We start from the raw sequence: 22,580 nt of genomic DNA on the forward strand, positions 1-22,580 counted from the left end.
TCTTTAAGCACATTTCTCAAATTCGATAGGGGCTAGGTCTCCCAGTGTTGTATGTATTCTGCGTGAGTTGTAATAAGCAATATAGGCTCTTACATCTGCTACCGCATCCTCCCTTGTCGGATAAAGGTTTCCCGTTACCCACTCCCGCTTCAGGCTGCTGAAGAAACGTTCAGTCGGTGCGTTGTCCCAACAATTTCCCTTACGGCTCATTGAACACACCATCCCATGCTGACTCAATAACGTTTGGTAGGTATGGCTGGCATACTGACTGCCACGATCAGAGTGATGCAGGAGACCTTTTGGGGGCGAACGCAAATTGACAGCCATCATCAACGCACGAGTTACCAGGGCCGTTTCCATCTTGCGATCTAGATGCCAACCAATAATCCGGCGCGAATAGAGATCAATCACTACCGCCAAGTACAACCAGCCCTGCGAAGTCCAAATATATGTAATATCAGTCGTCCAAACTTGATTTTTAGCGCTCGGTGAGAACTCCCTATTCAGAAGGTTCTCTGCGACCGGCAGGTGATGTTTACTGTCTGTCGTCAGTGTAAATCGCTTCTTACGCTTTACTGCCAAGCCTAGCTTTTTCATGAGCTTGCGGACTCGATAGCGCCCGACTTCAAAGCCTTCTTTACGTAACAGCTTCATTAACCGACGACTTCCCAGGCTCTGTCTAGATTCTGCAAATAGGGCCTTCAAACGATGGCATAGTTGCCATGTTTGAGCATCTATTGAGCTATTACCACGGCAACACCAATCGTAATAACCAGTTTTACTTACTTGCATTACCCGGCAGAGCACCCTAACAGGAAAGCTGCCTTGCTGTTTTTCAATAAAGCTGTACTTTATTTCATTTCTTTCGCAAAGAAGGCGCTGGCCTTTTTTAGGATTTCTTTCTCCATCCGCAACTGCTTATTTTCACGTCGTAATCGCTCTAATTCTGCGCGCTCACCTACATCCAACCTCACACCGTCTTCTTCCTGCTTCAGTTCCTTTATCCAGCGTCGCAGGTTATTGGCTGTTGTTCCTACAACCTCTGCTGCTTTAGAAATTGAATACCCTTGCTCAGAGACTAGCGCTACGGCGTCTTTCTTAAATTCCGGCTTGAAATGCCGACGTGTACCTTTTGTTGTCATACTTCACCTCGCTTGGTAGTTTTACCATCTTAGCGAAGTGTCCGGAAGGATTAGACCACTACAAGGGTGCTCTGCCGGGTAATGCAAGTAAGTAAAACTGGTTATTACGATTGGTGTTGCCGTGGTAATAGCTCAATAGATGCTCAAACATGGCAACTATGCCATCGTTTGAAGGCCCTATTTGCAGAATCTAGACAGAGCCTGGGAAGTCGTCGGTTAATGAAGCTGTTACGTAAAGAAGGCTTTGAAGTCGGGCGCTATCGAGTCCGCAAGCTCATGAAAAAGCTAGGCTTGGCAGTAAAGCGTAAGAAGCGATTTACACTGACGACAGACAGTAAACATCACCTGCCGGTCGCAGAGAACCTTCTGAATAGGGAGTTCTCACCGAGCGCTAAAAATCAAGTTTGGACGACTGATATTACATATATTTGGACTTCGCAGGGCTGGTTGTACTTGGCGGTAGTGATTGATCTCTATTCGCGCCGGATTATTGGTTGGCATCTAGATCGCAAGATGGAAACGGCCCTGGTAACTCGTGCGTTGATGATGGCTGTCAATTTGCGTTCGCCCCCAAAAGGTCTCCTGCATCACTCTGATCGTGGCAGTCAGTATGCCAGCCATACCTACCAAACGTTATTGAGTCAGCATGGGATGGTGTGTTCAATGAGCCGTAAGGGAAATTGTTGGGACAACGCACCGACTGAACGTTTCTTCAGCAGCCTGAAGCGGGAGTGGGTAACGGGAAACCTTTATCCGACAAGGGAGGATGCGGTAGCAGATGTAAGAGCCTATATTGCTTATTACAACTCACGCAGAATACATACAACACTGGGAGACCTAGCCCCTATCGAATTTGAGAAATGTGCTTAAAGAAGTGTCCGGTTGGAGTTGACCACAACAAGTAATCATTGCCGGTGGTTTTTCCATTTTATAAATTGCCCTCAATAAGAACTTAGAAAAATCCCTGCGTTTTCACAAGAACTTCCCTTAGGGCCCGTAGGCACCAAGAAAATAATTAGGAGTTATTATGACCCAGCCAGTAGTGCCAGAGAATTTCAATGCTTGGCTATATTGCATTACGGTAGAGTGCGGCATCGAACTAACACCAGAATTTGTTGATGAGCGCATCAATGCACTGCAGGACAACAAGAACTACCACACCCGTAATTTTATTCTCTTATACGGGCAAGAACACCACCAGAAAGTACTCAGCTGGTTTAAACAAGTACGTGAAGAAATATGACCCCGGAGACAACTAAAAACCACCAAAACCAATGGACACAATAGCCTCGACTGGCATTATGTGACTCCAGATTAATAGTTTTATAAGGAAACCCAAACACCCTACCCATCGATGCGGATAATTTAAGAAAGATTTACATCTAGCTATTACTCCAACCTAAAACAACCATAGCGACCTCAACTCAATTGCCTTTACAAGTAACAAGAAGCCGTTAATAACATCCAGAAATTGATACCAGAGATCACAGTTACTCAAACTAAAGATCTGAAACGGAAATTACGAAAATGAAACCCCTGATACCAAGTAGGGTTTTACGACTTGCTGCCCACAAAGCGCGGCCATTTAATCAAAAAATATAAAATAAAGAGTCGCATCTAGAGATTGCCATTAGCCGACAAAAACACAGCATTACAAATAGCACTTTTTTCTAACAGTTAGGTCCGCCATTCATTTATCATGGCTTCAATGCGATTCATTTAGTGCATTAACATTTAGAAAACAACTTCTAAGCATAAAAATAAGGAACAAAAATGCCACTAATGACCTTAATCCCTGAGGGGCAAACACCGGGTAGAAGAACACGTCTGTTAGCTGAAGCGATGGGGAATGCTAAACCCGCTTTCATGAACGGCACTCTGACAGGACCAGAGCTTTCCCTTTATACAAAACTAAGCAGTTTGCAATGCTGGGACGCTGCGCTCTACTGTGCCTGGAGCGCCAAGGGTGTAAACTGCCCTAGTGTAACCATGGACAACAAAAACTATAATGTTACTGGTAACAATAACTACAATAGAATTTTTGGAGCCACCCCCAGAGCCCGATCAGTTAATACTCTGCACGATTTGATGACCTTGCCGGAGGGCTGCTTCGTTGGTTTTCTATCAAATTTAGGAGTTATGAGACATGTAATGATTCATACCTCAAATGGTCATGGAGCAGGCAATAAAAGTGACTGTGTTTTTACTGATGGAAATACAGGCGGTTGGGAGCTACTAGATATGGCTCATTTTTTTGGTAAAGATAGTAATCATAACGGCAATTCCCATACAACCATGATATATATGCCGGTAACGGGGCAAGTAATTTAACTTTTCTCAAGAGTGACGTATAGCCTATTGAGCTATTCTGCTCTTGACTGCATCAGTTCAGATTTGATCTGACAGTTACCGGTTTTCAAAAGGTCTTCTGTCAGGTCAACCCTGAACGATCAACTACAGAATTAGATACTATCTGACAAGTTTCCAGCTCATAAAGTGAACCCTACCTTACTCTCACCGGGCTTTAAGGTGTAGCTTTGAGTTCCCCTGCCATTATTGACATTCAATGTGTTCACTTGGTCCCGCTCTATCTCCATCAGCATTGATTGTTTAACGTTCAATTTTTTACTGGAAATATCTACCATAGGCACTTCCTGATATATCCAAATGTCATGAACGTCGGCTTCCATACCTACCCAATTAAGCTTCACCACCTCACCATTTTCCTGGCTAATCTGAAATCTTGAATTGACATAGCTCTCCATCTGTCTTTGTGCTTCATTCAACTCTTTACTGGCACTTATTGATAAGGCCTTTTCAATGTCAGCAACAAAAAAACGATGGGAAACCTCCAGCGTTTGAGTACGCCCGTTTACGGAGAGGTTGGTCAAACCAAAATGATAGCGATGTGCATTTGCCTGGAATGAAAATACCGAGGTTGTGACTATCACTAAAAAGGAAAGTAAAACTTTCATCAAATACTACCACTACACAATGAATGTTTCAGATGGATATTTTTAGTAAAAAGGACAAAAGTGCAGCCTCCAGGCCGACCGCCTGCGTGCTGCACTTTTTCCAAGACCTAATCTTCCTCTTTAAGCTCCTCATCCCAATCTTTCATCAAGTTACGCTGCTTTTCATCCTTAAATAGTTCCAGGCGTGACTTGATAATTCGACGTGGATAGAAGTTGTTCTCCACATTGACATCCGCTGTTTCCCAATGGGGATCGAGCACTACAGACTTAAGCACCTTGCTCTTATCCCTCACCAGCATTTTGGAGGTCTTCTTGGCATTGCGAGTCCAGATTTCAGCGGGGATACGCAAATCCTCAACACTCCCATCTTCATATTCCAGCCGCAGGAACAGTGGCATCACCAAGCCACCAATATTGCTAAAGTCCAGCACGTAGACATTACTCTCAACCTTGAGCATGTCTTTTTCCCAGTCCTCTAGATTTTCTAGTTTACTTTGGTAGCTATTGCGATCCGCATTAGAAACGTCAAACTCATCGTGAGTATTATAGAAGTCTTCCAACTCCGGCTTAGCATCGACGATTCGAGTCAACTTTTTCGCGCGATTTTCAATAACAGTGATAGTCTCGGGTTCCCGTTTATGCTGGGCGCGCTTCCAAGGCCCTTCCACTTCAGGATTTTGTGTACCAACGGTGTAATGATGTACGGCATCAAGGCTGATATCGACATTATCAGTGGTGTAGAACCATCCGCGCCAGAACCAATCCAGGTCCATACCTGATGCATCTTCCATAGTGCGGAAAAAGTCCGCAGGCATAGGGCGTTTGAACTTCCAACGCTGGGCATATTCCCGGAAAGCAAAATCGAACAACTCACGCCCCATAATGGATTCACGCAGGATATTCAGTGCAGCTGCAGGCTTACCGTAGGCATTGTTACCAAGCTGAAGCACAGATTCCGAGTTCGTCATAATCGGAACCTGGTTTTCACTCTTCATATACTCGACAATTTTTCGTGCATCGCCACGGCGGGATGGATACTTCTCTTCCCATTCCTGTTCAGCCAAGAACTGTACGAAGGTATTCAGGCCCTCATCCATCCAGGTCCACTGACGCTCATCAGAGTTGATGATCATAGGGTAATAATTGTGCCCCACCTCATGAATGATCACAGAGATAAGCCCATACTTGGTGCGGCGAGAGTAAGTACGCTTGCTGCGGTCCTCCTCATCAATTTCAGGGCGCGGACCATTGAAGGTGATCATGGGGTATTCCATTCCCCCCACAGGGCCATTGACGGAAATAGAGACCGGATAGGGATAGTCAAAACTGTAGCGGTTATAGATATCTATTGTATGAATAATGGACTCTGTTGAGTACTTGTCCCACAGTGGAGTGCCCTCTTCCGGGTAGAAGGACATAGCCATCGTATCGGTTCCACCCTTCTTGTAACCCTGTGCGTCCCACAGGAATTTACGTGACGAAGCCCAAGAAAAGTCACGTACATTCTCAGCTTCAAATACCCAGGTTTTACGCTTATTTGAACGACTTTTTTCGTTCTCCAGCGCTTCATTCTTAGTGACAATCATCACAGGCTTACTGGCTACTCGAGCCTTTCGCAAGCGCTCACGCTGCTTGGAGGTCAATACATCCTTGGGATTTTGAAGAACACCGGTTGCAGCAACGATATGATCTGCTGGCACTTCAATAGCAACGCGATAATCCCCAAACTCCAGCGCAAATTCGCCGCGTCCCAGGAACTGCTTGTTTTGCCACCCGCTAACATCGTTATATGCAGCCATACGAGGGAACCATTGGGCTATCTCGTATAAGTAGTTATCGTCGCGCTCAAAATATTCATAACCGGAACGCCCACCCAGTGCTTTCTGCTCAATAACCTTGTAAGCCCAGTCAATCTGGAAACTCACGCTGGAACCTGAGGCCAGAGGCTGGGGCAAGTCAATTCGCATGCCGGTATCGACAATAGTATGGCGAAGCTCCCTACCCCGAGTGTCAGCCACTTTAGTAATCTGGTATCCGCCTGGGAATTCACCGGATACTACTGCACGACGAAAACTCTTAAATGGAATGGTGTCCGGTTCAATAGCTTCCATATCAACCGGCGTCGCCAAATTACCAGAGGAATTTGGCTTGAAGCGATTTTGATCCAGTTGCACCCACAAGTAACGCAGGGTGTCCGGCGAATTATTGGTGTAAGTGATGGTCTCTGAAGCAGTGATCAGTTGCTTATCATCATCCAATGAAACCTTGATATCGTAGTCCGCCTGCTGCTGCCAATAGGCATGACCAGGGGCTCCCGACGCTGTTCGGTAACTATTCGGTGTCGGCAGCAGTTCCTCCAGCTGGCGGAACTTATCACCGGTTACATTTAGGGGATCTGCGGCAAAGCTGCCCGAGGTTCCGGACATAGCAAGCCATGCCACAGTTAAGCGGCCGAGTAATTTTATATTCATTGGTTTACTTCAGAGATTTACGTCAGATTAAAACTTTACGGAATACGGTCGGACCGAATTTATGCAAAAATTTCTAATAAGCCAGGCCAGATTTGAATACCTGGCCATATAGCTATTTGGATTCGTAAAACACTTTTGTTTCGGTACCCTGGTTATCCGCCAGGGCAGCGATCCAGGAGCTCTCCATTGCATCCCAGTCCAGACGCGCTTGGTTAATCGCCTCTACCCGGCTTTCCAATGTGTCATCCAGCTCTAAAACTGTAAGCACTTTGCCAGCCTTATTAAATCCAAATACACCTTGCTCGGTAATAAATACCCCCTTGATTCTCTCAGCGTCAGTGCCACTGAATAGTGAAAAGACCGCATCATAATCAAATATAAATTCAGGGCTAAAACGCCAGCCACAGCTGTAGTATCCCTCTCCGCTATTCTCTGAGCGGAGATAGCCACACTCCGGCAATAGCTCAATCTCATCCGCCGCCTGAGTTACTGGGTGGTGGTGGTCACTCCCTGACGAGACCTGAAAACTGCAGGGCAGTTGGAGCCAATCCAATTCGATACGCCCCTGCTCCACCACTTGCAGCGGTTTTTCAGCGCCCTCACCTAAGAACGAGAGAAATCGCTGAAGGTTTTGCAAGTCTTCGGGGCCGTAGAGATCAGACTTATTAGCCACTACCAGATCAGCAACTTCTAATTGCTGCCGAAAAGTCTCACTACGTAAGTAGCGGTTATCTTCAATACAGCGAGCATCGACCAAAGTTAGCGTACCGCGAAGGTCCAACACACCGCCGCGCACTGCATCAGACAAAGCCGCCAGCACCTCTCTAGGGTGCCCCAGGCCCGTCGGCTCAATTATTAATCGATGGGGCCTGGCCTTAGCCAGTAACTGGTTTAAAGCAACCTGCATCGGCAAACCAGCAGCACAGCACATACAGCCGCCAGGTACCTCCCGAATATAAATATCGCCTTCCTGTTCTGGTTCAAAAAGTGCGCCATCAACGCCCACTTCTCCAAACTCATTGACCAGAACAGCCCAGCGCTCATTAGCGGGCTTACTTTCCAGGAGATGCCGGATAGCCGTTGTCTTGCCGACGCCCAAAAAACCAGTGATAACGTTGGCATGTACCCCGCGTATTAACTGACTAGCTGCCACTAAGCTGCATCCCGGCTGCACTCATCACAAACACAATCCAGCTCCAATTGGGATGTCTGGAGATGATATCCAGCACTTTCAACTGTATCGCGCAATGCATCAATGACTTCGGGCCTAATGCCAATTTCCCGCACTTTGCTGCAGCGATTGCAGATTAAAAACTGTGGGGTCTGGTGGCTGTGGTCACAGGCAATATGAGCACAGGCCAGGTACTTGTTTTCTGAATTGAGTTTGTGAACCAGGTTCTCTGCTGCCAGAAAGTCCAGCATTCTATAGACTGACATGGCGGGAATTGAGTCGCCAAAGTCACCATTGTAATGCTCCGCTATTTCATAGGCAGAGAGCGGAGTTTTTGACCGCAACAACACGGTAAGAACGTTCTTACGCTTTTCAGTCAGGCGGGCACCTGAACTGCGACAGGTTTGTTCCGCCACACTCAGGGTCTGTTTGATTTGGGATGCTTTCATAGCCTATTTCATTTGCAATTTGTTGTCTTTACCAGTGAGCAGTTCAGCCCCCTGACGACCGGAGCTGATCCATTGCACTGCAATCCCATGAATACCGGGAAACCTCTCAAACAGGGTAACAATGACACTGTTGAACTCTGCCAGATTATCACACTTGAATTGGTAACTAGCACGGAAACCACTGCGCACCGAGTTGTCACTGGTAACTTCTGCGCTATATGGCGCTTTAACTTCCACACTTAAGGGTTTGCACTGGGCACCGACAAACTCAAGAAAATGATCTGGCTTGGATAGCTCGTGAGCAACCTGCTCTAACCGCTGCTTTTGAACATCGCTACGTGGCGCATGCTCAAATCCCACTAGATCGACTGTGGGTGACTCCAGCTCGACGATGATTTTGTCTGCTTCGGCCACCAGGTACATCATCGCCTTACCGTGAACATGACTTCCCATTTCCCCAGCGACTGGGCCGGCCCAAAACAACGCAACAAACAATGCTCCTGCAAGTTTCATGACCCTCACCTACTCGACTAAAGCATCCCGATAAATCAAGCGCAGGTTTACCCAGTGGGCAACAATCAATAAGCCTGCACCAAGAACACTGGCAACTAGCTCCCATACTCCCTCGATATATAGCGCACCAACCAACAGCAATGCCCCGGAGAAACCAACAATCATTACCGCGTAGCGCTGATGGCGCCGGCAAGAGGCTGGGAAGCTGGCCAAGGCCAGAATTACCACAGGTACAAGCAACAGCAAGTGGAGAAACTGGTCCTCTTGTAAAGCACCCAATATCCCCAAACCTCCCAATAGCGGTAACAAAGGAGTCAAAAGACAGTGCAGCAAGCAAAGCCCAGAAGCCAAAATTCCTAAAGTATCTCTCACAACAATCCTTTTAATCTACGAGAACCCAAGACAACCACATACACTTCAATCAACTTAATGATATGTTATATCATAAATTTAATATTTCAAGTCAACACGAGCTATGCAACAGGGGATTCATGGAATGCCAAAAATCGGTGAACAAGAACTGCTGGGGATGCCTGCATCAGACTATATGAACGAAAAGCAATTACTCTTCTTCAAACAGCTTCTGATGGAATTGAGAAATGACCTGCTAGCCGAGCTTGCACACGGGCAACAGGCTATTGCTACCACGAAACTTGCCTTAGCTGATGACCTGGACCGGGCGACCGCAGAGCAAGAGAACCAGCAACATCTGCGCTTTACCGGTCGAAAGAACCTGCTGTTGAGAAAGATCCAGCGGGCTCTGGAGAAAATAAAAGATGGCAGCTACGGTTACTGCGAAATCAGCGGTGACCCTATCGGGCTGCAGCGACTATTGATAAGACCCACCGCAGAGCTTTCCTTTGAAGAGAAAGCTCGCCAGGAAATACTGGAGCGTAACTACAGTAAGCGAAGATAAGGGTCACCTTCTAAGAGACCACTAATATTTCTTTCATACAGCCCGATAGTTAAGCATTGTACCAAGGTGGGACAATCCACTGACCAAAGTGCCAGTCGCGGGGTACAAACCTTCCGTAGCCTTGCCCCAATCGGTCTGGCTTATTATTGGTAGGGTTCATTGCCCAGCCCTCTGCCAGAGTGACATTGACACCATTTATTCTGCACATTGCTATAAGCTCTCTGAAAGCCTGCAAAGTTTGAATGACCACTTCACTGCGAGCAGGAGTAAATGCAATAAGGGGTAAATCTATGTCATTCACATATGGGCGTGCGGCTTCATCACTGTGCCATAGCACATTTCTTCTCGGGAATGGCCCCCACTGCCCAGCTCCAGCTCTCGGGCTGCGGATACCACCGATAGTGGAATTGAGTGTCTGGCTTACTTCATAAATCCGATTAGTTATATTACCCAGCTTGGTGCCTTGCCTTTGGGTAGTGAAATTTCTCTCTAATTGGGTTTCGATATGCTGACGCTGCGACCAAGCTTGAGCAGTGCCGAGAATACGGCGATCATCTCCATATCGATCAAACTTCTTTGCGCCCCGCTTAAATGGCCAGATAGCAAACAGATCATAATCTCCAGTAATTGCATTAAGGGGGTGCTCATTACGAAAATGACGATGCTCCACGGGGTTGGTCATTGCCAGTAGCGGCTCATACATATCCTTGTACTTAGTGTCATACTGAACAACAATGTTGCCACGCTCCTGAATAAAGCCTGACTGCCTACTTTTTTCCTTATCGACATAGACACCCCACATGTCTCCCAAGCATGTGTTAACCCTGATAAGAGAGTAATGAAAAGTAATGCCACTGAGGTGGCTGGCTACACCTTCGTAACGATCTTGAGTTTTTCTTGTAACATTGATCTTTCCTGATTGAATAAGCCAATCAACCCGTTCCTGATGTAATCGAAGAGGTGTTGTTGATGCAGTCCAACCTGCACCAGACTGTAGATCAGTAAAGGCTTCTCGATGTTGATCACGGTTATAGGCCGCTTTTCTCATCCCGTGTTTATTTAACCGGGGGTCTCGTAATACAAAGCCTGCCATCGGCCCCCAATCACATGACTTCCCATGAATCCTAAAGCCCTTTGTGTCATATCCCTGCTCAAGTAATTGGGTACATGTTGGCCCTGTTGCGCGAACGATGATAACGCAACGGTGAGATGCTGCGGTGGTTTTAAATGCGTCTGCATGAGAAGCCGGGCAGCCTATAAGGTTTTGACGCAATGCAGCATTGTTAAATATAAGGTCCATGTATTAACTTCCTGTTTCGGGGCAGCCTACATATAAATTTCGATTAGCTAAATAAATGCTATTTATAGAAATTTATTACGATGAATGTAAAACTACTAAATCTATATTTTGTGCCTCTAAAAATAAGCACTAGTCCAATTACTATTATCAAACACGCCAAGGTAGAGATCTTGCCCATCGCCCTGACTTATTTATAGGTCTGTATCTGTGAACACAAACTGAATTAGTCTTTTGAATCCAATTAATAAAGCCAAATTCTTAGGAAGCTTGGCTTGAAAAATGCCCTACCCCAAATTCATACGCAAAGGAAAGGCTACCAAAATACCAAAGTCCGTGGATCGTATCACCTAAAGCATCCAAAGGATTTCCAGTTTGCTCTAAAACTTAAGCCTACACGCAGTTCGAACCCCAGCCTTTAGGTTTTGGACATATTTTTTTAGATTTTGGCCTTTTGAATTGAGAAGGGTCGGTTTAAACAACTGAAGCATCAGTACTAGACATATATGATATCCTGTAGATGAATATATTCTTGATAGATATAGTATTTACCAGATTAGAGAAGGGTGGCCACATCAGATCACGAATTATAACCTAAAGAAAAAAGACCCCTAGCTAGCCTCCGAGATCTTTTCCTAAAGGAGCGCAATTAATCTACCTATCTGAGTCAGAACAGAGCCTGTTATACACAAGAGGAATCGTTGGACTTTACGACATTAAACACACCCGGACCCACCAAAATTTGAACACTAAGAAAATTGATATTTATCAGACTATATCAATTACATTGCCGACTACCTGTCACCGTCTAAAGTTCCAGATTCTGTTTTATCTCTATTGCTGAGTACTTGTTGCTTTACACATCTAACTGACACCCAAAGTATAGCGATGGCTCCAATAAATGTAGTGGCTGCCATTGACAACTCTAGAGCAATCAACGTTAAAGAAATGACACTTATCGATAACAGCTTTAAATTTTTGATATGAAATTGAAGATAATCTTGCCTTAGAAGATCTTCAATTAAAAACAATATGAGAACCGCCAAACCAAAAGCAATTACTATAAATTCAAAGCTTCCTGTCGACACCCCTCGATAAAACGATATATAACATGACAAGCCAGTGACTGGGATAGCTGCAACACTTTGCATTGTATAATAGTCTGCGGAAGCCAGCCTCCAGAAGGTTGACCACTGACTACTTTCATCTTGTTCAAGCATGGTTAGTTTAATCACCAAATATGGGACTGCAAGCAGCCCTCCGACAAAGAGAATAACAAAAAATATTCCCATAAAAATATCTAGCCAGCAAATTCAATTTCGATAGTTGATCTACAAAATAATACGCTGCGACTGAGTCTTCCTGCTGATAAGCAGAAAAACTAACCGCTTCTTCTCACCCGATTCAAATCATCACAAACCATCTCCATACCATCCAGCACCCGAAAAGTATGTCGCTGGATGATATCCGGTGGTACATGAAACAGGTTTCCCTCTTTAACTGCATTAATTCTTGGGTATGCTTCCCAGGCATCCAACCAATCTGGCCGCTCTTCTCCCATGCCGCTGGCGATAATTACTCTCGGGTCTCTATCGAGTACAGACTCAATACTAATCTTCGGTGCTAATACCAATGCATCGGCAAATATATTACGGCCGCCACAAGTTTGAATAACATCGCTAATCAGGTGGTCGCCATTAAGTGTTTGCAGTGGCTCATTCCAAACCTGATAAAAAACACTGACTAAATCCAGGTCCTTATGGCTAAGCTGTATTTGATTCAGTCGCTCAAGCCACTCTCCGGCAGATTTATCTGCATAGTCACTTGTACCTGCAAGTTTACCGAAGCGCTTTACATTCACAGCGATATCTTCAAGAGTGTGAGATTCAGATACGAAAACTGTAAAACCGAGATCCTCCAGTTTATTAATCATCTGATCGCCATTTCCCGATCCCCAGGCAACAATCAAGTCAGGATTTAGCAATAGTAAACTTTCATAGTTTACCGCTTTATAGTTACCTATCTCCGGTAATTGCTTGGCTTGCTCGGGGTAGTCACTGTAGCTTACCGCAGCAATTAGCTTATCCCCTGCCCCGGCACTGTAAAAGTTCTCCACGATATTTGGCGCTAGCGCAACAATACGCTCTGCTGGTGCAGGCAGTTCAACCCATTGGCCACGGGCATCTTTTACCCGCACGGAATCATCCGCCCAAGTATTACTCACCAATAACAGGTTCAAGGTTAAAACAACACGGACAATACTGCTTCGAGACATCTCTTTAACTCGACTATAACTAAGGAGCTTCTAAACAGCTCCGTAACTCACATTGGCAACCACTGCCACCCATAAAATCAATATCGACAACTCACTTATCTCGACCAAACCGCCCAAACAATCGCCGGTATAACCACCAATAGCCTTATCCCACAGGCGACGCCAGAATAAAACCAGGGCAATCAAACTACAGACGATGCCTATGGCAATGGGTATTGGCGCCGCTAAACATCCAATAGCAACTACGATTGCAACTACCGGCAATAGGTCCCATCGGTGTTCGGAGCCAGAGGGCGGTACATGGCCTTCACCACGTGCGTATTGTGAAATTCCCATTAAAGCCAGGGCCGCAGCCCTGGCTAGCATAGGTGAGAGCACCAACGGCAGATAGACCCAAGCATCTTTTGTTACCGGGTTTATTAGCTCTAGCAGGGCTGCAATTGCAGCGAACTTTATCAGTAGGAAAACAACAACAGCCGCTACCGCAATAGAGCCGCAGCGGGGATCGTGCATTACCCTCAAAATATGCTGACGTTGTTCTTCAGGATCGGCACACTTATGTCCAGCAAAGTAGGCATCAGTACAGTCAGCAAGGCCGTCGAGGTGTAGTGCACCTGTCAGGACCACCCAGAAACCCAATAGTATTGCGGCTTGCAACTGAGTACCTAAAGGAGCCAAAAGGTAGGCGGCCCCGGATAACAGTACACCAATCACCACTCCAACCAGGGGGTAAAAATATATCGACCGCTTCACCGTTTCCTTGTCCACCTCCCGCAGCAATCCCGCCACCGGCAGCCGGGTAAGAAACACCAGCGCATACAGAAATGCTTGGGATAGGTTGTACAACTTACGGGCAATAAACATAAGCTGACTGCTCTGGGTAGGAAACGGTAAAGGTCTTATTGTCCGAGTCGTATCTCAGCGATGCGGCAAACCCGTAATTAACTTGCAGTGAAATCATTTTCACTGGAAGCCAGTTATTCGCATATGCGAGCAACAACTTGATAACGCCACCGTGAGTAATGAGCAGCAGGGACTCTCCCGAGTATTGCTGGGCTAGATTATCAATAGCTTGAAGAACTCTGGATCGAAATACGGGAAAGGGCTCACCTCCCGGCGGTGCGTGCTTTTCCGGGTCACGCCCCCAGGCTTCACACAGTGCTCGTTGCTCAGTCCAGATCTTATCGACTGACTGCCCCTCCCAGTCCCCGAAACCAATTTCCCGGATATCAGGAACTTCAGTTATCGGCAGTTTTTTCTCTCGGGCAAGCTGGGCAGCAAAGCGTTGGCAACGTTGTAAGGGTGAAGTAACAATCCGGTCCCAGGAGCCATCGAGTTCGGCAAGCCCTCGCAACATCTGCTCCCTACCCTCACTGGTTAGGGGCACATCGATCTGGCCGCGAAAAATATTTCCACCTTCGCAGGCACCGTGTCGTAAAAGATCAATCCGCAACTGGCACTCCTGCCTCACTGAACGTGAACATTTTGTTATGCAGGTTCAGCGCTTGCTTGATAATACTGATGGCCAACACTGCACCTGTGCCTTCGCCAAGGCGCATATTGAAGCTCAGCAATGGCTTCACCCCCAGGCACTCGAGGGCTAGTTTGTGACCAGACTCGTCAGAGAGATGGGCGTAGAGCAACCAGGGTTTCACTGACGGATTAATAGCACCGGCAATAGCTGCCGCAGCAGTCGCCATAAAACCATCAACTAATACAGGGACACCTCGCTGGGCACTGGCGACAAACGCTCCTGTTAAGGCTGCAATCTCAAAGCCACCAAAAGTTTGCAAAATAACAAGTGGCGAGCCCAGCGCTGCCCGATGCTGCTCCAAGGCAAATTCGATCAGTTCCACCTTGCGGGCGAGCACTGCATCGTCGATACCTGTTCCTCGCCCTGTAATGTTGCCAACCTCTAGCTCAAAAAGGGCAGCAAACATGGCAGCGGCGGAAGTGGTATTGCCAATACCCATATCACCACCAATAAAACAATCTGCATCGGTAGACTGACGGCGACCGGCATCAAGAGCAAGAGCCAGCTGCGCTTGGGTCATAGCTGGGTTACCTTGGGAGAAATCCGCAGTAGAGGGAGCTATAACTTCATCAATCAGGTCGGGGTGTTCAGCGGGGACCACACAACCCAGGTTAATTGCGGCAAAGTCAGCACTCTGCTCGCGGCTCAATACATTAATAGCCGCCCCGCCCTCGCAAAATAGTTTCAGCATTACAGAAGTGACTGCCTGAGGAAATCGGGAAGTTCCCTGAGCTGCAATACCGTGATCAGCACCGAATACGCGCACCGACAATTTATTCAGTTGGGGTTGCTCCCTCCCCTGGAATCCGGCGAAATCCACGGCAATGCTCTCGAGCCGACCGAGTGCGCCTTGCGGCTTAATCAATTGCTTCTGGCGGGCAATCGCGGCATTGCGAGCACTCTGGTCCGGGGTTGGTGCAGGCTTATCGAGCCAACTGAGTTCATCTGTCATCATTATCAGTTTCAGGTAATTTTACTTTACAGTGAGCGGCAAACCAGCAATTGCCAAGGTGACGCTATCAGCTCGCTCGGCTAATGCCTGATGAAGCCAGCCTGCCGCATCCACAAATTCCCGCGATAACTGCCCAAGGGGCACAATACCCGAACCGACTTCATTACTGACAAAAATCCAAGGTGGGGTATTACCGTTAGCGAGAGTACGCCTCTGATCAATACATTGCAGAAGCGCCTCTTGCTCACGCTCCCAAACGCCCTGATGAAGACAGTTGCTCAACCACAAAGTGAGGCAGTCCACCAGTACACAGTGGGACTCAGCAGCTGTAACCAGAGCCTCTGCCAATGCAATAGGCTCTTCCAGGGTCTGCCAGCGATGATCCCGGTCTTCCCGATGTCGAGCAATACGGGTAGACATTTCTTGATCGCCCGCCGTAGCCGTTGCCAGGTAGGTAAGTCCACCATCGCTACTGCTGCTTAGCCACTGCTCCGCGCGCTGTTGCGCGAGCCGGCTTTTTCCGCTGCGTGCGCCTCCTAGTACCAGATGTACACCACTGGCACTAGACATCGGCAATCACCAGGGATTTACCGGTTACGGGGTGTGGCATCACCGTGACACTGTAGCCGTAAAGCTGCTGCATATTCTCCGCAGTCAATACATCCTCTGGATTTCCGTAGGCCATACTGCGCCCCTGCTTTAAGGCGAGGATTCTGTCGCTATAGCCGCTGGCATGGGCCAGATCATGGACCGTCATTACCACAGCTACGCCACTTCGCGCGAAGTCTCTTACCGCTCTCATCATTCCATATTGGTGTGCAATATCCAGGCTGGCAGCGGGCTCATCTAATAAGAGGAGCCGCTTTCCACCATCCTCTGCCCGCCAGATCTGGGCCATCACCCGAGCCAATTGCAAGCGCTGCTGCTCGCCGCCGGATAATGTTGGGTACAGGCGCTCAGACAAATGACTAACATCCAGGGCAGCCATGGCTTCCAGGCAGATTTCTCGGTCCCGGTCAGTGCCAGTGGAATGCGGAGTTCGACTGAGGGCGACCAATTCCAGCCCGGTAAAGGCAAATGTCAGTGGGTTATTTTGCGGCAGGACGGCAACTTGCCTGGCTCGATTGCGGGCGGACAACTTTGAAAAAGAGCTGCCTTTAAAGTGGACCTGCCCGGAATCCATCCTGACTTCACCGCAAAGGGCACGCAGCAGAGTCGACTTACCGGCGCCATTGGGGCCAATCACACAAACCAGCTCGCCGACATCTACCTTCAGGTTGATATCTTGCAACAGCGGCCGATTATCGACACTAACCGCAACTCCCTCCACCTGTAGCAGAGCCATTAAATTGCCCCCCTGCTTTTACGCAACAAGGAAACAAAGAAAGGCACTCCAATTAGTGCGGTGATCAGCCCTACCGGGATCTCCACCGGGGCAATAATGGTTCGCGCCAGGGTATCGGAAACCAGCAATAAACTGGCTCCAGCCAGGGCAGAAAGCGGCAACAGTTGCCGGTGATCAGGTCCTACCCATAAACGCACTATATGGGGCACTACCAGCCCCACAAAAGCAATACTGCCGGCTACAGCAACCGAAGTGCCCACTCCCGCCGCAACAAGCACTATCAAACGGGTTTTTACCCGCTCCACATCAATACCGAGGTGCCGCGCCTGGGATTCTCCCAATAAAAGAACATTTAGTGAGGTGCCGAAGCGGGACATACTGGCAAGCAAAGCGCTCAGCACGGCCAAAACCAGAAAAGCGCGAGGATAGCTCGCTGCATCCAGCCCTCCCATAAGCCACAGGCTCATACGGCGCAGGGTGTCATTATCAGCAAAGTACTCCATTAGCCCGATCAGGCTTGCGGAAAAAGCGGTAACGGCAATCCCCATTAGCAACATGGTAGCCACGGAAGTGCCATTAATACTTTTCGCCACTTTGTAGACCAGTGTCACCGCTAAAAGGCCGCTGAAAAAAGCAGCTATGGATACAACGGGCAAACTCCCAAACGCAGCGGCAACCTCCGCTCCTAGCAGGATGGCCAAACAAGCACCGAGAGAAGCCCCTGCGGTAACACCAATCAGGGATGGGTCAGCTAGAGGGTTTCGAAATAAGCCTTGCAACATTGCCCCGCAGATAGCGAGCACAGCACCCACTCCAGCGGCCAACAGCGCCCTTGGCAATCGTATTGCCTGAACAATATCCCCAGCGAGTCCACCATCGCCCTGGCCACTGATCGCGGCAAATAGTTGTGAGGGTGAGAGATACACTGCACCTATAGCAACGGCAGCAGAAAAACTAAGGGCAAGTGCTGCAGGCAGTAACCACCAGGCAATATTTAATGCTTTGATACGGGCAACAGTCACTGGGTATCCTCTTGCAGCACTGCCGTCTCCTTAGCTCCCTCAAATTGCTCGAGCCAGTTTCCCTGGATATTCTCGGCAATAGTCTCAGCCAGCCTGTCCAATTGTTGCTGTCGCTGTTCACCCACATCCAGCGGCGTAGAGTCTTTCAACCCACCCCAGGCAAAAAGTGCGCTCAGCGCTTCGGGTGAATCGAACAGCCCATGCACGTAGGTCGCGAATATCTGTCCATCAGCACTTATTGCACCATCAGGCCTGGAATTTCCGTCTTTATCACAGATATATACCGCTGGAGTTTGCAGAGCTACACCTTCTGTTATACCACAGTGGATTTCATAGCCCTGAACAGGAGCAGCTTCTTTTACTTCACTTTCCAAAGCTAAAAAACCGGTAATATTTTTTAGTGCTTTGACGGGCTGTAATCGAGTTATTAAATCCAGATAACCCAAGCCCGGTTCGTTACCCGGGGTATCCTCTACCCCATCCGGGTCCTGTACCTCGCTCCCCAGCATTTGCAAACCACCGCAAATACCCAAAAGTTTGCCGCCATAGCGCAGATGCCGATCCAACTGTGCAGGCCAATCATTTTCTTTTAAGTAAGCCAAGTCTGCCCGCACATTTTTACTGCCGGGAAGAATAACCCAGTCGCACTGAGGGACTGGTTCACGGACACTGACAAATTGCAGATCGATATCCGGGTGCAACCTCAGCGCATCAAAATCTGTATGATTGCTTATGCGCGGCAATACCGGCACTACCACTTTCAATCGAGCATCAGCACCGCTCTGTTGGGTGCTAATGGCATCCTCCGCGTCAAGGTAGAGGTCATGGAGATAAGGTAAGACTCCGAGAACTGGCTTGCCCGTATACTCCTCTAACCAGTCGAGCCCCGACTGAAGTAATTGCAGATCGCCACGAAAGCGGTTGATCACAAAACCGACGACACGCTCTCGCTCTGAGGAAGACAGCAATTCGAGGGTGCCTACCAAGTGGGCGAACACACCTCCGCGATCGATATCGGCAATCAGTACAACCGGGCAATCAACGGCCTCGGCAAAGCCCATATTGGCAATATCGTTCTCCCGCAGGTTAATTTCTGCCGGGCTGCCAGCCCCTTCAACTAACACCAGCTCATATTGATCATCGAGCCGTGCGAAGGAGTCCAGCACTGCATTTTGCGCGGTAGCTTTATAGTGGTGGTAATCCAGCGCCTGCATATTCCCCAACACTTTACCCTGGATAATAACCTGAGCCCCGGTATCTGAAGCGGGCTTAAGTAACACCGGGTTCATATCACTGTGGGGGTCGATCCCACAGGCCTGGGCTTGCAACGCTTGTGCCCGCCCTATCTCACCACCATCCACCGTAACGGCACTATTGAGTGCCATATTTTGCGGTTTAAAAGGTGCGACACTGACTCCGCGCTGGGAAAAGTAACGAGCGAGCCCGGCCACCAAAGTACTCTTGCCGGCATCGGAAGTCGTGCCCTGAACCATCAACACGGACATAGTGAAAACAACCTAGTAATCTACGCCTTTGCGGGCTTTGATGCCCGCTTTAAAAGCATGCTTAACATCTTTCACTTCAGATACCGTATCCACTAGCTCCTGTAGCGCACTACCACCACCTCGACCAGTCACCACCAAACTCTGTTTCTGTGGCCTCTGGGCTAGAGTCTCCAATACTTTGGACTCATCCAGGTATTTGTAAGCGAGCATATAAGTGAGCTCATCCAACACCACTAAATCATAGGTGGTATCGGTGAGCATTTTTTCTGCCTCTGCCCAGGTTCTCTCTGCAGCAGCAATATCGCTGGTGCGATCCTGAGTATTCCAGGTAAAGCCGGTACCCATTTGATAGAGAGTAACTTCCGGGCAATGGTTTTTAAGGAAAAACTCTTCCCCAGATTGCTGTGCGCCTTTAATAAATTGCACTACGCCCACTTTCTGCCCATAACCCAGTGCGCGTATCACCATGCCGAAAGCTGAGCTCGACTTCCCTTTGCCATTTCCAGTGAGAAGGACAGCAACTCCACGCTGGATATCGGCTGCTGCAATGTTGGCATCAACCTTCTCCTTGTGTTTTTGCATTGCCTGCTTGTGCTTGGCATTTCGTTTTTGCTCGTCTTCCGACATGGCCACCTCAGTTCAAGAACCTATAAAAAAAGTGTTTTAGAAGCTGAATTCCACACCAGCATAACCGGCGAGGCCCGCAGTGTTATAGCCAGTGACTTCCACATAATCTTCATCGGTGAGGTTTTCACCCCGAACAAATACCGTCGTGGAGTTGTTCAGCTGATAACGGACACTGGCATCCAGCACTTCATAATCATCCAGCGAGGTGCCATCGCTATCTACCACATCCGCACTGGAACGCAGGTTCATAACAAGGCTCAAGTCACTGGTAGGCTTATAAGTGAAGCCGAGATTCGCCAAGTGCTTGGGACTGCGGGCTCGGGGAGAATCATCGGCTTCTTCAGCATCGGTGTAGGTGTAATTGGCAGAGAGCAATAGACTGTCAGTCAATTGCGCTTCGACAACAAACTCAGCGCCTTGGGACACGCTTTCTCCACTGCTTTGCAGGTAACCTGTGTAGTCGACCATATCGAATCCGATTTCATTCTCAATGACCTGTTTAAACAGTACGAACTCCAGGTAGAGAGAGTTTTCACCAAAGTATTCAACACCAAGATCCAGGCCCCGGCTCTCTTCCGGCTTAAGAGGCGGCAACTCTAATGGAGTAAAAGTTAACCAGTCGAATGCGGTAGCGTTGTAGTCAACTTCATATAAGCTCGGGGCACGGAAGCCAGTGCCGTAACTACTTTTTATTTTTACCGTACCGTTGGCAACATCCTCAAATAAATAGGCTGAGCTGGCGCGGAAGCTGTTGTAGCTGCCAAAATCAGAGTTATTGTCATGGCGAAGGCCAAGGGTGATATAAGCCTGATCGGCATAGCTTCCCTGATATTCGGAATAAACTGCCCACTGATCCCGATCTAGGTCTCCCGAAGTATCTTCACGATGCTCTACCCCGTAGACCATTCCATGTTCGCGACTAAACCCGTAGGAACCGGTGAAGTTCAACTTTTCGATATCACCTTCCGCTTCATAAAAGGGCACGCCTTCACTGATATAGGTACGCTGCAAATCAGAACGTGTATAAGCCAACTCCTGCTGACCATCTTCGCCTTTATGAGCTAAGCTGACACGAACACTTTCCTGGCTGAAATCAAAGTTACAATCATCCTGAGAGGGCCAGCCGCAGCGATCATACTCACCTGAAGCATCGGTATCCCGCGCCACAGCCTCAAGTCGCCACTGCTCAGAAATATTCCAACCTACACGGCCATGCAAGGTTTCATTATCGTAACCGTCGTCATCTCTCAATTCCGTGTCATAACTACTGGTATTAAAACCATCGGTTTCTGCCGCCGCAGCAGAAACAAAATAATCCAGTGCTTCATTAGCTCCGCTAGCGCTGGCACTGTAGCGTTCAGTATCGAAGCTACCGCCCTCAGCTGACACCTCAAAGCGCTGCCCTTCACCCTCGCGACGAGTCGAGATATCCAGTACACCACCGGCATCGGCTCCGTAGAGCATACCTTGTGGACCGCGTAATAATTCCACGCGCTGCAAGTTGCTGCTCATAATATGTTCAACATGAGCCCCCGCCTGGGTACCGGTTGGGTCAGAAACGTCGATACCGTCTATCTGGACCAAGGTTCTGAAACCGGACTCTCCACGTACCCTTAAGGAGGTTGTCTTGCCCATACCCCCTGTATTGGTAACAGACACGGAAGGCACACTGCGCAAAACATCGGCAAGGGACACCAATCCCCGCTCTTTTAGCTGCTCTTCATCCAATACAGTTACTGAAGTAGCTACCTGGCGCAGCGGCTCACCCTGACGGGAGCTCACAACAACCACAGTTTCCAGGTCTGGAATTGAAGATTCGGTAACAGTGGATTCAGCAAAAGACGGCGCGCTCACGGCTGATAAAACAGCCAGGCTAAATATAGATTTTTTCAAGTTTCAACCCCTAAGACAAAAGCACATGGGATCGAGGGAGGAATAGCAATGCGGCACGCCGAAGCGCGAAAGATCGTATTGCAAGATGGTAGCCCTCCGCTCCATCGTGTTTAGAAAAGAGGCCGGTATCGGGCTTACCACTCAGAATGCAAGTGGATCACCGTTGCGGGGGCAGCGCCGGACTTCCGGACTTCCCGTTTAACCTTCTCAGCCAATTCAGGGCAGAAGGCACCTCTAATCGTGATCGCGAAACTAGTGGAAAGGTACCGGAAAGTCAACAGAAGCCAAAAAAGATTAACTTTCACGTCATAAGTCATTAGACACCTTGCTCTGGAGCCATTCGAGGGGGGGCAGTTCCTCCAATTTTAGATACATCAACTTATTCGAGTTATTTAACCATTAGCGAGATTTTTTTGAGATAACACTCAATAATAATTAACCCACGAAGAAAGGAGGATATAGACAAAAATATGAGAGGTTTTTCTTTGCAAGC

Annotated in this window: 23 protein-coding genes and 1 riboswitch; of the genes, 4 read left to right on the plus strand and 19 right to left on the minus strand. The window is 48.2% G+C overall.

The genetic code is table 11. The features are described from left to right. Positions 1-3 precede the first annotated feature (3 nt). A protein-coding gene (locus tag ACJJIS_RS11170) for an IS3 family transposase (RefSeq protein ID WP_475708187.1) occupies positions 4-1,142 on the minus strand; the annotation gives its coding sequence in 2 pieces (ribosomal slippage) (positions 4-893 and positions 893-1,142; 1,140 coding nt in all). A 66-nt stretch (positions 1,143-1,208) separates the two neighbouring features. On the opposite strand from ACJJIS_RS11170, the gene ACJJIS_RS11175 reads away from it, so the two are divergent. The 3 genes from ACJJIS_RS11175 (at position 1,209) to ACJJIS_RS11185 (ending at position 3,473) form a co-directional block, all read left to right on the plus strand. Further along, positions 1,209-2,012 carry an IS3 family transposase gene (locus tag ACJJIS_RS11175; protein WP_475710312.1) on the plus strand — a complete coding sequence of 268 codons (804 nt, stop codon included), beginning with the start codon at positions 1,209-1,211 and terminating at the stop codon, positions 2,010-2,012. A gap of 157 nt (positions 2,013-2,169) precedes the next feature. Further along, on the plus strand, positions 2,170-2,385 hold the full coding sequence (locus ACJJIS_RS11180; RefSeq protein ID WP_444908148.1) for a hypothetical protein: 216 nt from the start codon (positions 2,170-2,172) through the stop codon (positions 2,383-2,385). 530 nt (positions 2,386-2,915) lie between these two features. Next, positions 2,916-3,473: a hypothetical protein gene (locus tag ACJJIS_RS11185; protein WP_475710313.1), complete on the plus strand. Its 558-nt coding sequence runs from the start codon at positions 2,916-2,918 to the stop codon at positions 3,471-3,473. 158 nt (positions 3,474-3,631) lie between these two features. On the opposite strand, the gene ACJJIS_RS11190 is transcribed toward ACJJIS_RS11185, so the two are convergent. The 6 genes from ACJJIS_RS11190 to ACJJIS_RS11215 form a co-directional block, all read right to left on the minus strand. Then, the gene (locus tag ACJJIS_RS11190; protein ID WP_413662158.1) at positions 3,632-4,117 is read right to left on the minus strand and encodes a DUF6702 family protein; all 486 of its coding nucleotides are present in this window, start codon (positions 4,115-4,117) and stop codon (positions 3,632-3,634) included. A 107-nt stretch (positions 4,118-4,224) separates the two neighbouring features. Beyond that, a complete protein-coding gene (locus ACJJIS_RS11195; protein WP_413662159.1) occupies positions 4,225-6,588 on the minus strand; it encodes a M1 family metallopeptidase in 2,364 nt (787 codons plus the stop codon). A gap of 112 nt (positions 6,589-6,700) precedes the next feature. Beyond that, positions 6,701-7,741: a CobW family GTP-binding protein gene (locus ACJJIS_RS11200; RefSeq protein ID WP_475710314.1), complete on the minus strand. Its 1,041-nt coding sequence runs from the start codon at positions 7,739-7,741 to the stop codon at positions 6,701-6,703. Continuing rightward, positions 7,741-8,208 (minus strand): Fur family transcriptional regulator, encoded by a 468-nt coding sequence (locus ACJJIS_RS11205; RefSeq protein ID WP_282933007.1) that lies wholly within the window; start codon positions 8,206-8,208, stop codon positions 7,741-7,743. Before ACJJIS_RS11205 ends, ACJJIS_RS11200 begins: the two co-directional genes overlap by 1 nt. Before the next feature lie 3 nt (positions 8,209-8,211). Further along, entirely contained in the window at positions 8,212-8,721 is a 510-nt protein-coding gene (locus ACJJIS_RS11210; protein WP_475710315.1) for a ZrgA family zinc uptake protein, read from the minus strand. A 9-nt stretch (positions 8,722-8,730) separates the two neighbouring features. Further along, entirely contained in the window at positions 8,731-9,093 is a 363-nt protein-coding gene (locus tag ACJJIS_RS11215) for a MerC family mercury resistance protein (protein ID WP_445364133.1), read from the minus strand. A 124-nt stretch (positions 9,094-9,217) separates the two neighbouring features. Between ACJJIS_RS11215 and ACJJIS_RS11220 the strand changes: the two genes are divergently transcribed. Further along, positions 9,218-9,637 carry a TraR/DksA family transcriptional regulator gene (locus ACJJIS_RS11220; protein ID WP_444933357.1) on the plus strand — a complete coding sequence of 140 codons (420 nt, stop codon included), beginning with the start codon at positions 9,218-9,220 and terminating at the stop codon, positions 9,635-9,637. A gap of 49 nt (positions 9,638-9,686) precedes the next feature. Here ACJJIS_RS11220 and ACJJIS_RS11225 read toward each other — a convergent pair whose 3' ends face one another. The 12 genes from ACJJIS_RS11225 to ACJJIS_RS11280 form a co-directional block, all read right to left on the minus strand. After that, complete coding sequence (locus ACJJIS_RS11225; RefSeq protein WP_444913944.1) at positions 9,687-10,937, minus strand: anthrax toxin-like adenylyl cyclase domain-containing protein; 1,251 nt, start codon at positions 10,935-10,937, stop codon at positions 9,687-9,689. A gap of 791 nt (positions 10,938-11,728) precedes the next feature. Then, positions 11,729-12,226, minus strand: coding sequence for a hypothetical protein (locus ACJJIS_RS11230; RefSeq protein WP_475710316.1), 498 nt, complete (start codon positions 12,224-12,226; stop codon positions 11,729-11,731). Between the two features lie 89 nt (positions 12,227-12,315). Beyond that, positions 12,316-13,209, minus strand: a complete 894-nt coding sequence (locus ACJJIS_RS11235; RefSeq protein ID WP_475710317.1) for a cobalamin-binding protein — start codon at positions 13,207-13,209, stop codon at positions 12,316-12,318. A gap of 30 nt (positions 13,210-13,239) precedes the next feature. Next, a complete protein-coding gene (gene cobS, locus ACJJIS_RS11240; RefSeq protein ID WP_475710318.1) occupies positions 13,240-14,073 on the minus strand; it encodes an adenosylcobinamide-GDP ribazoletransferase in 834 nt (277 codons plus the stop codon). Further along, positions 14,057-14,662, minus strand: a complete 606-nt coding sequence (locus ACJJIS_RS11245) for a histidine phosphatase family protein (protein WP_475710319.1) — start codon at positions 14,660-14,662, stop codon at positions 14,057-14,059. Before ACJJIS_RS11245 ends, cobS begins: the two co-directional genes overlap by 17 nt. Further along, positions 14,652-15,698: a nicotinate-nucleotide--dimethylbenzimidazole phosphoribosyltransferase gene (gene cobT / locus ACJJIS_RS11250; RefSeq protein ID WP_475710320.1), complete on the minus strand. Its 1,047-nt coding sequence runs from the start codon at positions 15,696-15,698 to the stop codon at positions 14,652-14,654. Before cobT ends, ACJJIS_RS11245 begins: the two co-directional genes overlap by 11 nt. Before the next feature lie 18 nt (positions 15,699-15,716). Next, positions 15,717-16,265 (minus strand): bifunctional adenosylcobinamide kinase/adenosylcobinamide-phosphate guanylyltransferase, encoded by a 549-nt coding sequence (gene cobU / locus ACJJIS_RS11255; RefSeq protein ID WP_444917303.1) that lies wholly within the window; start codon positions 16,263-16,265, stop codon positions 15,717-15,719. Beyond that, a complete protein-coding gene (locus ACJJIS_RS11260) occupies positions 16,258-17,040 on the minus strand; it encodes a heme ABC transporter ATP-binding protein (RefSeq protein WP_475710321.1) in 783 nt (260 codons plus the stop codon). Before ACJJIS_RS11260 ends, cobU begins: the two co-directional genes overlap by 8 nt. Then, a complete protein-coding gene (locus ACJJIS_RS11265; RefSeq protein ID WP_475710322.1) occupies positions 17,040-18,062 on the minus strand; it encodes a FecCD family ABC transporter permease in 1,023 nt (340 codons plus the stop codon). Before ACJJIS_RS11265 ends, ACJJIS_RS11260 begins: the two co-directional genes overlap by 1 nt. Beyond that, complete coding sequence (locus tag ACJJIS_RS11270) at positions 18,059-19,567, minus strand: cobyric acid synthase (RefSeq protein WP_475710323.1); 1,509 nt, start codon at positions 19,565-19,567, stop codon at positions 18,059-18,061. Before ACJJIS_RS11270 ends, ACJJIS_RS11265 begins: the two co-directional genes overlap by 4 nt. A gap of 12 nt (positions 19,568-19,579) precedes the next feature. Then, positions 19,580-20,194, minus strand: coding sequence for a cob(I)yrinic acid a,c-diamide adenosyltransferase (gene cobO, locus ACJJIS_RS11275; protein WP_475710324.1), 615 nt, complete (start codon positions 20,192-20,194; stop codon positions 19,580-19,582). A gap of 36 nt (positions 20,195-20,230) precedes the next feature. Further along, entirely contained in the window at positions 20,231-22,087 is a 1,857-nt protein-coding gene (locus tag ACJJIS_RS11280; protein ID WP_475710325.1) for a TonB-dependent receptor plug domain-containing protein, read from the minus strand. A gap of 103 nt (positions 22,088-22,190) precedes the next feature. Further along, a riboswitch (cobalamin riboswitch) is annotated at positions 22,191-22,338 on the minus strand. Positions 22,339-22,580: the final 242 nt, after the last annotated feature.

The sequence above is a fragment of the Microbulbifer maximicatervae (SeqCode) genome (assembly GCF_056231245.1).